This window comes from Profundibacter sp., from assembly GCF_965277155.1.
GTDB lineage: Bacteria > Pseudomonadota > Alphaproteobacteria > Rhodobacterales > Rhodobacteraceae > Profundibacter.
Window position 1 is genome coordinate 62,542 of the sequence record NZ_CBDIBV010000007.1, and the last position, 14,096, is coordinate 76,637.

A 14,096-nucleotide genomic window follows, 5' to 3' on the forward strand; every position below is an offset into this window, starting at 1 on the left:
TTTCAGGCCCTAAACAGCCTTAGGCAATGCCCAGTTTTTCCCGCATGAACGCCGCCGCCACACTTAACCCGTCCGGCGCGATTCCGTGGGCGGTGCCCTTCATCACATGGGCGTAAACCTCGAACCCCGCCGCCGTCAGCGCGTCTGCCGCTTCGGGCAGGCTGGCCGGTGGCACAACATCGTCCTGATCCCCGTGCACCAGCAGCACAGGCGGCTTCACAACCGCTTCATCTGCCAACAATTCCGGCGACATCAGGCGGCCGGAAAAGCCGACCACACCGGCCACCGCTTGCGCGCGGCGCGGGGCGACATAGAGCGCCATCATCGTGCCTTGGGAAAAACCGAAAAGGATGGTTTTATCGGCGCTTATGCCTTCTTCTTGCATCACCGTATCCAGATAGGCATTCAGATCCCCCACTGCACGCTCCATACCGGCGGCAGAGTCTTCTTCACTACTGCCGTCAATCCACGGGATCGGAAACCATTGAAACCCCATCGGGCTTCCGGCGCAGTGTTCGGGCGCATCCGGTGCAACAAAAACCGTATCGGGCATGTGCTGTGCCAGAGGATCGGCCAGCCCCAGCAAATCCTGCGCATTGGCCCCGTACCCATGCAGGAACACCACCAGTGACGTCCCCTTGCCCGACGCCGCCGCGCGTCGTTCGCTGTTTAAAATCCGTGTCATCCCTCGATCCCCAGTTTTTCCCGCAAAAACCCCGTTGCCACGCTTAACCCGTCGCTGGCAATCCCGTGTGCGGCGTTTTCCATCACAAAGGCGTAGACCTCGAACCCCAGCGCATCAAGCGCGAATTCCGCCTTGTTCAGCGCCTCGGGCGGCACCACCTCGTCCTTGTCGCCGTGCAACAACATCACCGGCGGTTTTGAAACCACTTCATCGCGCAAATCATCCGGCAACATCAGGCTACCGGAAAAACCGACAACCGCCGCCACTGGTTTTTTGCGCCGCGGGGCAACCTGTAGCGCCATCATTGTGCCTTGGGAAAAGCCGAACAGCACGATCTGGTCCTCGCTTACACCCTCGTCCACCATCACCTTGTCCAGAAAGGCGTCCAGATCACCGGCGGCGCGTTTCATCCCTGCCACCGCGTCTTCTTCGCTGGAATTGTCAATCCACGGCACCGAAAACCATTGCAGCCCCTGCGGATTGCCCACGCATTCCTCGGGCGCATCAGGGGCCAGAAAAACCGTGTCGGGCAGATAGGGGGCCAAAGTGTTCGCAAGCCCCATCAGATCGTCGCCATTGGCGCCATATCCGTGCAGAAACACCAGAACGGATTTCGTGTTGCCCGATTTGGCGCCGCGCCGCAGGGTTTTCAAGTCTCGTGTCATTTACCGGATGCCTTCGCGTTGTTTCACCACGCGGTAATAGGACCATAGGCAGCGCGCCGCAACCGCCCGCCACGGCGACCATGCTGCGGCCATTTGTCGGAACTCGCGCTCGCTCGGGCGTTTGTCCAGATCGAACAGCACACGCGCCGCTTCTTGCAGGGCCAGATCGCCGGGCGGAAACACATCCGCATGGCCCAGCGAAAACATCGCGTATATTTCCGCCGTCCACGGGCCGATGCCGGGCACTTTGACCAGGGTCGCGATCACCTCGTCGCTGGGTGTGTCGCGCAGGGCGTTGTAATCGATCCGCGCCTCGGCCAGCGCGCGGGCATAGCGGATTTTCTGGCTGCTGAGCCCGCAAGCGCGCAGATCATCGTCGCTGGCCCACTTGATCTTGCGCGGGCCGGTCAGTCTGGCGGTTTTCATCCTGCCCCAGATCGCGCTGGCGGCCGCTACCGAAATCTGCTGGCTGACAATCGCGTCCAGCAGCGCAGTAAAGCCGTCCTTGCGCAGCCGCAGGGGCAGCGGGCCGGTTTCCTGCAACGCCGCGGCAAAGCGTGGCTCCATTTTCGCCAGTGCCACCGCCCCTTCGGCAACACAGGCATCCGAGGTGATGATCCTCACAACAGCCCCCTGACCCAGTCCAGCGCCGTTTTGTCCGTTTCCACCCGATTGCAGGGCAGCAGCGGCGGGCGGTTGATCAGCAGCACGGGAATTTTCAACTGCCGTGCCGCCACCAGCTTGGTGCGGCTTAACATCCCGCCTGCATTTTTCACCACCAGCCAATCGACCTTGCGCCGCGTGAACAGCTCCACTTCTTCTTCCACCGAAAACGGCGGTCGCCCGATCAGATATTCCCCGCCTTCATACGGGAATTCCCCCTCGGAAGTTTCAATCTGTCGGCAAATGATCTGCCGTCCGGTCAGGTTGTCAAACCGGTGCAGTGTCTGGCGTCCCGTGGCCAAGAACACCGTATCCCCTTGCGGGATATGCTGCGCGGCCTCGCTTTCATCATCAATGAAAGTCCACAAATCCCTCGGTTCCGGCTCCCACGCCGGGCGCAGGATTTGTAAGTGCGGGATGTCCAGCTCCTGCGCCACCTCGAAACAGCGTTTGCTAATGATCTGCGCAAACGGATGGGTGCCATCAATCACCGCATCAAACCCTTGATCTTGCAAGTATTTCCGAAACGCATCACGCCCGCCAAACCCGCCCGAACGCATCGGCACCGGCAGGTCCAGCGGCTCGCGCGTCACACCGGCAAGCGAGGCGATCACGTCTATTTCCGGTATTTCGGCCAAAGCCCCCGCCAAACGGCGTGCTTCGCTTGTGCCCGCCAATAATAACAGCTTCATTCACCCGCCCTTGCAATGATGTTTCCAGCGCGGTCAATAATCACGATATCCACATTGGTATCCGTATCCCGCAATATATCCTGAACAGCCAGCAGCGCCTGTGTGGCTACTTTGTCAGCCATCTTTTTACCAGCTATTTCATAGGCTTCCAGTGCGGAATTCACTTTTGCCAGCCGATCATCCCCCGCCATCCCCGCCAGCGCCGCGAAATCCACCTGCGAGCGCCCCGAATGCAGATCAACCGCCCCCTGCGCCAGCTTGGTGATCTTGCCGATACCCCCGCCAATGGTCAGCCGCGCCACCGGATGCCGCCGGATATATTTCAGCAGGCCGCCCGCGAAATCGCCCATATCCAGCATTGCGTGATCGGGCAGATCATAAAGCGCCTGCACCGTGGCTTCGCTGGTCGCGCCGGTGCAGCCCGCCACATGGGGCTGTCCCGTGGCCCGCGCCACATCCACCCCGCGGTGGATCGAGGCAATCCACGCCGCACAGGAGAACGGTCGCACCACGCCGGTGGTGCCCAAAACCGACAGGCCCCCTTTGATGCCAAGGCGTGGGTTCCATGTTTTCAGGGCCAGCGCCGCCCCGTTTACAATTGAAACCGTTAGGGTAATATCCGTTCTTTTCCCGTATGTTGTGGCCATTTCCTCAACCACGCCAAGCATCATTTCGCGCGGTTTCGGGTTGATCGCAGGCTCGCCCACCGGCACCGGCAATCCGGGCTTGGTGACAATCCCCACACCATCGCCCGCCGCAAACACCACGCCGCCTGTGCTAGCCGAAACCCGCACCCGCACCTCGGCCCCGTGGGTCACATCGGGATCATCGCCCGCGTCCTTGATGATCCCTGCCTCGGCCCAGCCCTTGCCTGCGCGCGTATTCACCACCGTGAAATCCGGTGTCTCGCCTTTGGGCAGGGTGATCGACACATGTTCGGGAAATCCCTCGCCCCACAGCGCCATCAACGCCGCCTTGGTGGCAGCGGTGGCACAGGCGCCAGTGGTCCAGCCACGGCGCAGGGTTTTGGCGGGGTCCTGTTTCATGGGGGGACTATAATGTCCGAAGTCACAGCGGCAAGGGTGAAGGAATTGTTTTCTTTAAAAGAAAACAGCCGAAATCTTTGAAAGATTTCGGGGGCGCAGAGAACCGTAAGGGGAGCTTTTCATTGCATTTACGCAATCCCTTGAATAAGCTTCCCACAATCTATCAAAGACCTCTGCATGAGGCCATGGCTTTCGGTTGAAGCAAGATTTCGGCCGCCCACCTTGCGCCCCTGCGGGTCCGGCGGACAGACGGGTGGCGGGGTTTGGGGCTATGCGATTGCGGGGGTTTGCGGGTTGAGGGTGATCCTGTTTGCGGCCTTGAGCAGGTTTTGCGCGATGGCGGCCATGACCATCTGGGCATGCACCCTGGCGCGCCCGAAATATCTCGCCCGCTGCAGGCCGAAGAGGCGTTTCATCGTGCCGAAAGTCTGCTCGATGCGGAAGCGGCGTTTCGAAATCAGCCGGTTGAAGCGTTTCTCCGATTGCCGCAGGGGGCGGCCGCGCGCTGCCTTGCGCAGGATGCCGTCGCGGTATTTGCCGCGCAGCATCTGGCGGTTGGCCTTGCTCGCATAGGCCTTGTCGGCCAGCACCCGCTGCGCCTTTGCGCCCGCGATCATGGTGGCGAATTCGGGGCTTTCGGCGGCATTGGCGGGCGTGGTGTGCACCTTGTCGATAAAGCCCTCTTCGTCGCAGCGGGCAAAGCCCTTGTAGCCGAGCGTGCTCTTGCGGCCCTTCTTGACCCAGCGGGCATCAGGGTCGGCGCTGAAATGCAGCTGTGCCCCGTCGGGTGAGACCTCGGGCGGATCATCCGGCGTCCCTTCCCTTGCCCCGTCCTCTGCCCGGTCCTGCGGGGCGTCGATATGGGTGCGCGGGCGCGCCGCCGCCGCGATCAGGGTCGCATCAATGATCGCCGCCTCAGCCTCTTTCAGCTTCAGCCCATGCGCCTCGATCTGGCGGCAGACCTCGGCCAGCAGCTCATCGTAAACGCCACCCCGGACCAGCGCATTGCGGAACCGGCAGTGGGTCGTCTCATCCGGCACCGACGCGTGCAGATCGAGCCCGCAGAACAGCATGAAATCCAGCCGCACCTTCAAGGCCCGCTCCAGCTTCGGGTCGCTCAGCCCGTGCCACTGGCCAACCAGAAGACACTTGAACAGAACCAGCGGATCATAGCCCTGAGGCCCGATCCCCGAGCGCCCCAGACCGCGCCGCAGGATCGGCAAAAACGAGTTCCAATCCATCAGCGCGTCGATCTTCGACAGAACGTCATCCGCGCCGATCCGTGCCGCCGCTTCGTGCAGGAAAAGGTCCATCTATTCACCCCAGAGATTTCCCGGCTAGCTTACCAAAACGGCCAACCCGGGGGAATCCCGATGTTATGCAGAGGTCTTTATCATTGTGAATGCGTGACGAATGCCAACACTTCTCAAATACCGCCAACCCCTGCCGACTACCCTATTAACGGCTGGCATTGTCGCCTTTACTGTCTGGGTCTTGGCCAACTACATCACCGGAACCGATTACCTGTGGTTTCGGGTAACAAGTGTATTTGCGCTTGTACTGCTTACCCCCGCCGTGCTCGAACCCGTTGCCGTTGCCATTACCAATTCTCCGGAAGATCGCAATTTGCGGCTATTGTATGGGGCCTTGGCAGCATATATATTCTGCCTTTTCCCGATTATCGCCTTCTTTGGCTATATCCAGTATTCCTCGTCTTTCAGCAAACTGCTGCTGGTTACCGTTGCATTGGGAGTCGGCCTCTACGCAGGTCGCAAAACACCTGACATCCCCACGGACATCGTTGAAATCTATAAACCTGTTAAAAGCGAGGACCGGAACGGATTTTTTTGGTTCTACTTTCACTACATCTTTCCGCTTCTCTTGATTTTTGAGGTATATAATTCATTGATTACACCAACCTTGACTGATGAATCGGCAACAAGAGGCACCGATTTAGCAACTTTGCCGCTCATGTTGGTGATAATTCTCGTGGGTCTATTTCCACTGGATACCACACGTCCCAGGAAAAAGGTTTATCTTAGAGGCAAATATATTACCCGCAACGAGGACATCTCTGTTCTCATTGCCACACTAATCGTATTGGCCAATACGATTTCACGGCTCCTGTTAAAGGCCTACTCATGATCGACCTGCTCCGCTATCGCCAACCTATCCCCGTCACCCTTGCGCTGACCTTGATGATGGCGGCAATGGTCTGGGCCGTCGCCACACTCGTCACCGGAACCGATGCCCTGTGGTTCAGGATGGTGTACAGCGCCGCGCTTATCGCGATTACCCCTTACGCCCTTGAGCCGCTCTCGGTTGCTTTGGCACTGGACCCCGACAATCACTGGCGCAGGGTGGTCTATGGTGTTTTCAACGTATTTCTGGTGGTTCTGCTGGATGCGGCTGCGGGGTTTCCCTATGTTCAAACGGCGCCTGCAACCGTCAAGCTGGCGGTGCTGCTGGTTGCCATCGCTTTCGGTGTGATGGCCACAATACGCATCCCGCAACCCCCTGACTATATTGTGCAGGATTATGACAGGAACAAGTTGCGCACAGACTGGCTTTCCATATTTTTCGTTCCCCTGTTCATGTTCGTGCTAACCTATATCTTGTTGTCGGCCGACTTTGTTTCCGCCAAGCACCAGTCCAACAGAGGCGACCAGATCATCTTTATAGTGTCTGCAGTCATATTTATTAACGGCGGGCAGAATTCAGTAAAACGCTTTGCGGGCAAATCCGTCCATAACAAACCGGTTTTGTTGCTGGCCAAAGCCGCCATTATCTGTGCCGTTTTGTTCCTTTTACACAGCTAACCCTTCCCGCCCCGCATCTGTTTCGCCATAACAGGACCATGAGCGAATCTGTCCCCCTTCCCGATTTTCCCGCCGGCCATGTATGGCTGTGTGGTGCCGGTCCCGGTGATGCGGGGCTGTTGACGCTGCATGCAGTGAACGCGCTGAAACAGGCCGATGTGATCGTGCATGACGCATTGATCGGGGCGGATATACTGGCGCTGGGCAATTCGGCGGCTGAACGGGTTTACGTAGGCAAACGCGGCGGGCAGTCGGCCACGCAGGCGCAGATTTCGAAAACTCTGGTGGAACTGGCACAGGATGGCAAGCGGGTGTTGCGGCTAAAGGGGGGCGATCCCTTTATGTTCGGCCGCGGCGGGGAAGAGGCGCAAGTGCTGGCCACCGCGAACGTCCCATACCGTGTTATTCCCGGAGTCACGGCCGGAATTGGCGGGCTGGCGATGGCGGGTATTCCCGTCACCCACCGCGATGTCAATCAGGCGGTGATTTTCGCCACCGGCCATGATCCGGCCACCGACTGGGCCGCGATTACCCGCGCGGCACCGGTGATCGTGATCTATATGGGGCTGAAACGGATTAGCGCGATTGCGGATGCGTTGATGACGGCAGGTCGCGGCGCAGATGAACCCGTGGCGATTGTCACGGATGCCAGCCTGCCGACACAAAAGATATTGCAAACCACACTGGGCCGCATCACCGATGATCTGGCCATCCACCCCATGTCCCCCCCGCCGTTATTTGCATTGGCGGCACCGTGGATATTTTGGAGAGCACCAATGGGTAATGGCCTGATCCTGTCCGCCCCCAATTCGGGCGCTGGCAAAACCACCATCACGCTGGGCATCCTGCGGGCCTTGGCCAAACGCGGGGTCATGGTGCGCGGTGCGAAATCCGGCCCCGATTACATTGATCCGCGCTTTCACGAGGCCGCATGTGGCATCCCCTGCCCTAATCTGGACGCCTGGGCGATGACGCCCGATCGTATCCGGTCACTGGCCGCCGGTGACGGTTTGCTGATGGTAGAGGGCGCAATGGGTCTGTTTGACGGCGCGCCCCCTGTTGGCAAAGGCGCCACCGCCGATCTGGCGCGACTGCTGGACCTGCCCGTGGTGTTGATCGTGGATGCCGCCAAGACTGCGCAATCGGTCGCCCCGCTGGTGGCCGGATTTGCGGGCCATGACAAAGACGTGCGGATCGCGGGCATCATCCTGAACAACGTCGGCTCGCCGCGCCATGAATCCATGCTGGCCCGCGCCCTTGCCCCGCTGGGCATCCCGGTTCTGGGCGAGGTGTACCGCCAAAGCGGGCTGGAGCATCCCTCGCGCCATCTGGGGCTGGTGCAGGCTGGCGAGCATCCCGATCTGGCGGCCTATCTGGATCGCGCCGCCGAAGCTGTGGAAAAGGCTCTGGATCTGGACGCCTTGATGAAACTTGCAGCACCCCTGCCCAAAGCCAGCACGCCAAAGCGCCTGAAACCACCGGCCCAAAGCATCGCCATCGCGCAGGACCGCGCCTTTGCTTTTGCCTATCCGCATATCCTGCAGGACTGGCGGGAAAACGGGGCGCAATTGCAGTTCTTTTCGCCATTGGCAGACGAACCTACACCAAAAGCTGACATGATATTTCTGCCGGGTGGCTATCCCGAATTGCATGCAGCACAACTGGCGGCAGCCACCGCATTTCGAACCTCGATGCAACTGGCACAGGTGAACGGCACGCTGATCTATGGCGAATGCGGCGGCTATATGGCCCTTGGCAACGGGTTGACCGATGCCGATGGCACCCGCCATGAAATGCTGGGCCTGTTGCCGCTGGAAACCTCGTTTGCCAAACGCAAACTGCACCTTGGCTATCGCAACGTGGCCGCCACCGAAGGGCTGTTCACCGGCCTTTATGCCGCGCATGAATTCCATTACGCCAGTACGATCCGCGCCGAGGGCACGCCGCTGTTCATGGCAGAAGACGCCGAAGGCAAAGACCTGGGACCAATGGGCCTGATCCACAACAATGTCAGCGGATCCTTTATCCATCTGATCGAAAAGCTGTAGGGCAATTCGCGTTGAACCCTGTAGCGATACAATTTCGGGGCTTTTCCTGCGCCGCCTTCCCCGCTAGGGATGGGACATGATTGCTGACGTTTCCATATCAACCGCCAAACGCAATGTGGCCATTCTGGTGATGGCGCAGGCCCTTTTGGGTGCGCAAATGCCGATCATCTTTATTCTGGGCGGTCTGGCGGGCCTTAGCCTTGCCAGTAATCCGTGTTTTGCCACCCTGCCGATATCGGTGATCATTCTGGGGTCGGTCCTTGCCGCAACACCGCTGTCGGCCTTCATGCAGAAATACGGCCGGCGCGCGGGGTTTATGCTGGGCACCGCCTTTGGCGCACTCGGCGCATCTATCAGCGCCTATGGTCTGTTTATCCAGTCGTTTCCGGTGTTCATCGCCGGATCCCTGTTCACCGGTGTTTATATGTCGGGTCAAGGATTCTACCGTTTCGCCGCCGCCGATACCTCGACCGAGGATTTTCGCCCCAAAGCGATTTCCTATGTGCTGGCGGGTGGATTGGCCGCCGCCGTGATCGGGCCGCAACTGGTGAAACTGACAGCGGACGCAATGGTGATCCCGTTTCTGGGCAGCTATCTGACGGTGATTGTGATTAACCTTGTCGGGTCAATGATGTTCCTGTTCCTGAATATCCCCACACCCCCTGCACCGGTCGAGGGCGCACCGGCAGGACGCAGCCGGATGGAACTGCTGAAAACCCCGAAAATCGCAGTGGCCATCATCTGTGCCATGGTGTCCTACGCGCTGATGAACCTGATCATGACATCCACTCCGCTGGCCGTTGTCGGTTGCGGCTTCCAGCGCAATACCGCCGCCGATATCGTATCATCCCACGTTCTGGCCATGTATATCCCGTCGTTTTTCACCGGTCACCTGATCGCCCGCTTTGGCCCCGTCAAGATCATCTCGATCGGGCTGGCCATTCTGGCATCGGCCGGATTGGTGGCGCTGACGGGGGTGGAACTGGACAAGTTCTTTATCGCGCTGATCCTGCTGGGCGTTGGTTGGAACTTTGGCTATATCGGCGCCACATCCATGCTGGCGGCGTCATACGAGCCAGAAGAACGCGGCCGGATCCAGGGGCTGAACGATATGCTGGTGTTTGGCGGCGTGACGCTGGCATCATTAGCCTCTGGCGGGTTGATGAACTGCTCGGGCGGGAATGCACAGGCGGGATGGCAGGCCGTGAACATGGCAATGATCCCGTTCCTGACGCTGGCCGAGGCTGCGTTGATCTGGCTGGTGTTGAGGCCTAGCCCAGAAGGCCAATAACCAGCAGCGACAGCTTGCGCCGGAAAGCCGAGGTCTGCAAACGGCCCTGCAACACCCTTTCGGGCTGTTTCACCACCCGCTTCAATACCCGCGCGCTATCCCAGCCGGACCGCAAGGCAGGCCCGGCGCAAACGGGTTTTGCCTTGGCCACCTGTGCCAGCCTGTCCAATCCGTCCTGAGCAAGCGCGGCCAGTGCTTCGGGGCTTTCATCGGGCAAAGGGTGGCGTCCGCGCGGCTTAAGTTCCGGCACCGCGATCAGGAAATTCGCCAACCCCACAGCCGTTCCGTAATTGCGGATCGCATCATAATGACGAGAGCTATGCCCAAAAGTTGGTGACGCAGTAATCAGGCGGCATGTTTTTCCTGCTTGATCCCGTCCTTAAATTCAACCCCTTCGATGATTTCCGGCAATCGGAATGCGCCGTCGAGTTTACGCCATTTCTTCTTTGCCGACATCATCAGGCGGAAGGTCATTGCCAAGGCGGTCTTGCGCCCGAGGCAGCCTTTGGTCTTCTTCGTTCGGTGCCGCACGGTGGCAAATATGCTTTCGATGGGGTTGGATGTGCGGATGTGTTTCCAGTGCTCGGCAGGGAAGTCGTAGAAGGTCAGCAGCACGTCCCGGTCCTTGGTCAGCTTCCCCACGGCACGCTCGTATTTCACGCCATAGGCTTCGATGAAGAAATTGAACGCGGCCTCGGCGTCCCGTTTGTTCTCGGCCATCCAGATGTCCTGTAGATGGCCCTTGGCTTTGGCTTGCAGCGACTTCGGCATGGCATTCAGGACGTTGCCGGTTTTATGCACCCAGCAGCGCTGCTCCCGGGTCTCACCGAACACCTCCCGCAAGGCGTTCCAGAAGCCGAGCGCGCCATCACCAACGGCCAGATCAGGGGCTTTTCTGAGGCCACGACGTTGCAAGTCCAGCAGCAGTTCACGCCAGCTCTGGCTGCTTTCTCGATACCCGTCCACGAGGCCCAGAACATCCTTGTTACCCCACTCGTCCGCGCCGATGATCACCAGCATGCATTGCTTGTCAGCATCCGTGCGCGGCTTGAAATAAACCCCGTCGGCCCAGAAATACACATAGCGTTTGGCCGACAGGTCACGCCGGTTCCAACGCTCGTATTCTGCCCACCACTCCGCCTTCAGGCGCGAAATCGTGCTCGATGTCAAACCACCCGCATCAGGCCCCAGAAGGGCCGCCAGTGCTTCGCCGAAATCACCCGTGGAAATACCTTTGAGATAGAGCCAGGGCAACAACTCCTCGACCGACTTTGCCCGGCGCAGATACGGCGGCAGAAGCGTCGAGGTGAACCTGATCTTCTCCGCCCCCGTGCCACGATCACGCACCCGAGGCACATTCACCGGGACAGGGCCGATCCCCGTCATCACCTCGCGCTCCGGCAGGTATCCGTGGCGAACAAGGCGCTGGCGACCGGCCGAATCCCTCAAATGCGCGTGTTGCGCCATCAGATCACAAACCTCGGCCTCGACCGCCTGTGCCAACAGATCCCGCGCGCCTTTGCGCAAGATATCCGTCAGCGGATCAGGTGAAATTCCGGCTGGATCGGTAAACTCCAAAATAGTATCGTCTTCCATGTGGCATATCCTTTTCTCTCTGAGAATCGCGGCGCGTCAACACCGCCATGATATGCCACCCAATCACCCCATCACCAACTTTCGGGCATTACTCGCACCAATTCCGCCAACCCCTGCAGTTTTACCTACAGACATCCTGCGACGATCCTCGATATTCCGGCTTCCTCGACGTCCCTGCCACTTCATAGCACTCTCCACATACAGTTTCTCCGCCAGAATAACGGATGATTTACGCCTCGCAATAGCAGATATGCTTGACCTCGCGGCCCTGTCATGGTGGATGGACTGAAAACGGGCACAAAAACAATGATCAGGCGACTATACAACTGGACTTTGGCACTGGCCGACAGCCCCTATGCGCTGTGGGCGCTGGCGTTCGTGGCGTTTCTGGAAAGCTCGGTCTTTCCGATCCCGCCCGATATTATCATGATCCCGATGATCCTTGCCCGCCCCAGCCGCGCCTTTCTGATTGCCGGTGTGGCGCTGGTGGCCTCGGTGACTGGAGCCTTGCTGGGCTATTATATCGGTGCCAGCCTGTTTGACGTGGTCGGCAAACCGATGCTTGAATTTTATGGCAAAACGGACGCGGCCGAACAATTTAACCAGCGTTTCCAAGATTGGGGCGCATGGGCGGTGCTGATCGCGGGTGTAACGCCATTTCCATTCAAGGTGATCACCATCATGTCCGGCTGGACGGGGCTGAACCTTGGGGTTTTCATCGTCTCGTCCATCATCGCACGGGGCTTGCGGTTCTTTATTGTCGCGGCCCTTTTATGGAAATTCGGCGCACCAATTCGTGACTTTATCGAAAAACGGCTTGGCCTTATGTTCACGTTGTTTATCCTGCTGCTGTTGGGCGGCTTCTATCTGGTGAAATACATATGACACGCAATAATCTGATTATCGTCGCCGCTGGCGGCTCTCTGGCCCTGTTACTCGGGGCCTTTGCCTTTCAATATATCGGTGGCATGGCGCCCTGCAAACTGTGCATCTGGCAACGCTGGCCGCACGGGGTGGCGGTTGCGGCTGGCCTGCTGGCGCTGATGATGCGCGGCAAGTTCTGGCCATTGGTCGGGATGCTGGGCGCGGCAACCACAGGGGCAATTGGCATCTACCATACAGGGGTAGAGCGTAACTGGTGGGAAGGACCGACGTCCTGCACGTCCTCTGGCACATCGGGCATGTCTGCCGACGATCTGCTGGAACAGATTATGGCCGCCCCCCTGATCCGCTGTGACGAAGTGCCGTGGGAAATGTTCACCCTGTCGATGGCCACATGGAACGCGATTATTTCCTTCGGTTTGGCCGCGATCTGGCTGATGGCATGGAAACGCAGCTAGGCGCAAACCTCTATTAAATATCACTAATCTGCCTTGGCTGCGGTTCAATCAACATATCCATTAAACCGGTTTAATGGATATGTTAGCATTGCATTATTCCACCGAAATCACCGGCACCGGATCACCCTCCCAAGTGAACCTGTATGTCGGTCCTTTGCGCACATTCCCCACCATCGCGGGGCGGAAACAGGCGATACAATCGCCCTTCGTGCGCACCGATGGATACAACACCCCCGCCGACCCATCTGCCAGTAGATGTTCCGCCAGGGTTTGCGAGGCCACATAGCTGTCCGCTCTCAGGCAATCGGCAAAATCACCCTGCCTGCGAATATCGTGAAAATCCCCGCCGAAATCGGCCAGATAATCGTCATAGGTGACGCTTTGCTGCCACCAGTTCACCTCAGCCAGTTCCAGCGCCTTGTGAAATGCCACTTCGGCTTGCGAGGTCTCAACCTCGAACCCCGCATACCACGCGCCACGATCCGGCTCGTTGAACCGCGCGCCGGTGGGGGCCGCATGGCAAAAGGCGGCATTCACCATCCGGTAATGCGGCACCCCGAACACCAGTTCGTCAATGCCGATGCCGGGCAGCAAATTATTCTCTGCCATCAAACGATCGTTTGTTGCGTGGTCCAGATCGAAAATATCGGCCAGATGCCCGTCATCATCGGCAATCCGCGCCAGCACGCTATCGCCCCCCTCGCTATACTTCGAGGGCACAAGATGATGCGTGTCCAGCTGGCGCAGGGTGGTCAGCGGCGGCAGCTTCACCGCCCGCCCCGCCGGGCATCCAGCAGGCGGCGTACGGTTTGAAACGCAGGCTGGCCACCGCGCAGCATGTAATCAAGCGGTGCTTTGCCCCCGAAAATCCGGTTGCTGTTGGGCAGGGTGATCCACCTGTCGGCAAGATCTTGATCATAAAGGACATTAAGCGCCTTGAAGATGCCGACCAGATAGGAAATCCGCCTGATCCGGTCCTCGTCCAGCCGTTTGCCGCTACCTTTTTTCAGCGTATAGAACGCCCCGTTCGACATGCCGCCCAACAGCGCCTTGGCCTGCGTATCATTGATTTTCCAGGCCTCCATGATGTTGAAAAATGCCCGCACCGCACCATCCGACAGCCGCTCGCGCGTGTCGCGATCCGTCAAGTCGATCAGCGGGGCGTCTGTGTATTTGGGTTCTGGGGCGACAAGGGTCAGTGCCATTTGCGATACTCCTGTATTGAAGTATATATAACTCCATATCTGTAGT

The 14,096-nt window shown here is 58.9% G+C and carries 16 protein-coding genes and 2 pseudogenes; 7 read left to right on the plus strand and 11 right to left on the minus strand.

Annotation, left to right across the window (positions count from 1 at the left end):
• Window positions 1-19 precede the first annotated feature (19 nt).
• From ACQY4M_RS06595 to ACQY4M_RS06620, 6 genes are all read right to left on the minus strand, one after another.
• The gene (locus tag ACQY4M_RS06595) at window positions 20-685 is read right to left on the minus strand and encodes an alpha/beta hydrolase (RefSeq protein WP_428542340.1); all 666 of its coding nucleotides are present in this window, start codon (window positions 683-685) and stop codon (window positions 20-22) included.
• Window positions 682-1,350 carry an alpha/beta hydrolase gene (locus tag ACQY4M_RS06600; protein ID WP_428542343.1) on the minus strand — a complete coding sequence of 223 codons (669 nt, stop codon included), beginning with the start codon at window positions 1,348-1,350 and terminating at the stop codon, window positions 682-684. Before ACQY4M_RS06600 ends, ACQY4M_RS06595 begins: the two co-directional genes overlap by 4 nt.
• Entirely contained in the window at window positions 1,351-1,917 is a 567-nt protein-coding gene (locus ACQY4M_RS06605) for a DNA-3-methyladenine glycosylase family protein (RefSeq protein WP_428542544.1), read from the minus strand. It lies immediately after the preceding gene.
• A 53-nt stretch (window positions 1,918-1,970) separates the two neighbouring features.
• Complete coding sequence (locus ACQY4M_RS06610) at window positions 1,971-2,705, minus strand: cobalt-precorrin-6A reductase (RefSeq protein ID WP_428542346.1); 735 nt, start codon at window positions 2,703-2,705, stop codon at window positions 1,971-1,973.
• Window positions 2,702-3,751, minus strand: coding sequence for a cobalt-precorrin-5B (C(1))-methyltransferase (locus ACQY4M_RS06615; RefSeq protein WP_428542349.1), 1,050 nt, complete (start codon window positions 3,749-3,751; stop codon window positions 2,702-2,704). Before ACQY4M_RS06615 ends, ACQY4M_RS06610 begins: the two co-directional genes overlap by 4 nt.
• A gap of 269 nt (window positions 3,752-4,020) precedes the next feature.
• Window positions 4,021-5,064 (minus strand): IS5 family transposase, encoded by a 1,044-nt coding sequence (locus ACQY4M_RS06620; RefSeq protein WP_428539221.1) that lies wholly within the window; start codon window positions 5,062-5,064, stop codon window positions 4,021-4,023.
• Between the two features lie 100 nt (window positions 5,065-5,164).
• On the opposite strand from ACQY4M_RS06620, the gene ACQY4M_RS06625 reads away from it, so the two are divergent.
• The 5 genes and pseudogenes from ACQY4M_RS06625 (at window position 5,165) to ACQY4M_RS06645 (ending at window position 9,909) form a co-directional block, all read left to right on the plus strand.
• Window positions 5,165-5,896, plus strand: coding sequence for a hypothetical protein (locus tag ACQY4M_RS06625; protein WP_428542352.1), 732 nt, complete (start codon window positions 5,165-5,167; stop codon window positions 5,894-5,896).
• Window positions 5,893-6,570 carry a hypothetical protein gene (locus ACQY4M_RS06630; RefSeq protein WP_428542355.1) on the plus strand — a complete coding sequence of 226 codons (678 nt, stop codon included), beginning with the start codon at window positions 5,893-5,895 and terminating at the stop codon, window positions 6,568-6,570. The genes ACQY4M_RS06625 and ACQY4M_RS06630 overlap by 4 nt, the downstream gene beginning before the upstream one ends.
• Before the next feature lie 38 nt (window positions 6,571-6,608).
• Window positions 6,609-7,298 (plus strand): annotated as a pseudogene (gene cobA, locus ACQY4M_RS06635) (uroporphyrinogen-III C-methyltransferase); the annotation flags it as partial.
• A gap of 48 nt (window positions 7,299-7,346) precedes the next feature.
• The gene (locus tag ACQY4M_RS06640; protein ID WP_428542547.1) at window positions 7,347-8,618 is read left to right on the plus strand and encodes a cobyrinate a,c-diamide synthase; all 1,272 of its coding nucleotides are present in this window, start codon (window positions 7,347-7,349) and stop codon (window positions 8,616-8,618) included.
• Window positions 8,619-8,694: 76 nt separating this feature from the next.
• Window positions 8,695-9,909: an MFS transporter gene (locus ACQY4M_RS06645; RefSeq protein ID WP_428542358.1), complete on the plus strand. Its 1,215-nt coding sequence runs from the start codon at window positions 8,695-8,697 to the stop codon at window positions 9,907-9,909.
• On the opposite strand, the gene ACQY4M_RS06650 is transcribed toward ACQY4M_RS06645, so the two are convergent.
• From ACQY4M_RS06650 to ACQY4M_RS06660, 3 genes and pseudogenes are all read right to left on the minus strand, one after another.
• The gene (locus ACQY4M_RS06650) at window positions 9,890-10,180 is read right to left on the minus strand and encodes a hypothetical protein (protein WP_428542361.1); all 291 of its coding nucleotides are present in this window, start codon (window positions 10,178-10,180) and stop codon (window positions 9,890-9,892) included. The two genes, ACQY4M_RS06645 and ACQY4M_RS06650, sit on opposite strands and share 20 nt — an antisense overlap.
• 74 nt (window positions 10,181-10,254) lie before the next feature.
• On the minus strand, window positions 10,255-11,505 hold the full coding sequence (locus ACQY4M_RS06655; RefSeq protein ID WP_428539230.1) for an IS256 family transposase: 1,251 nt from the start codon (window positions 11,503-11,505) through the stop codon (window positions 10,255-10,257).
• A gap of 96 nt (window positions 11,506-11,601) precedes the next feature.
• Window positions 11,602-11,691, minus strand: a pseudogene (locus ACQY4M_RS06660) (KPN_02809 family neutral zinc metallopeptidase); the annotation flags it as partial.
• Between the two features lie 120 nt (window positions 11,692-11,811).
• Between ACQY4M_RS06660 and ACQY4M_RS06665 the strand changes: the two are divergent.
• On the plus strand, window positions 11,812-12,390 hold the full coding sequence (locus ACQY4M_RS06665; RefSeq protein WP_428542550.1) for a YqaA family protein: 579 nt from the start codon (window positions 11,812-11,814) through the stop codon (window positions 12,388-12,390).
• Window positions 12,387-12,845: a disulfide bond formation protein B gene (locus tag ACQY4M_RS06670; RefSeq protein WP_428542364.1), complete on the plus strand. Its 459-nt coding sequence runs from the start codon at window positions 12,387-12,389 to the stop codon at window positions 12,843-12,845. Before ACQY4M_RS06665 ends, ACQY4M_RS06670 begins: the two co-directional genes overlap by 4 nt.
• Window positions 12,846-12,938: 93 nt before the next feature.
• On the opposite strand, the gene ACQY4M_RS06675 is transcribed toward ACQY4M_RS06670, so the two are convergent.
• Complete coding sequence (locus tag ACQY4M_RS06675) at window positions 12,939-13,616, minus strand: RES family NAD+ phosphorylase (protein WP_428542367.1); 678 nt, start codon at window positions 13,614-13,616, stop codon at window positions 12,939-12,941.
• Window positions 13,613-14,050 (minus strand): MbcA/ParS/Xre antitoxin family protein, encoded by a 438-nt coding sequence (locus ACQY4M_RS06680; RefSeq protein WP_428542370.1) that lies wholly within the window; start codon window positions 14,048-14,050, stop codon window positions 13,613-13,615. The genes ACQY4M_RS06675 and ACQY4M_RS06680 overlap by 4 nt, the downstream gene beginning before the upstream one ends.
• Between the last annotated feature and the right edge of the window lie 46 nt (window positions 14,051-14,096).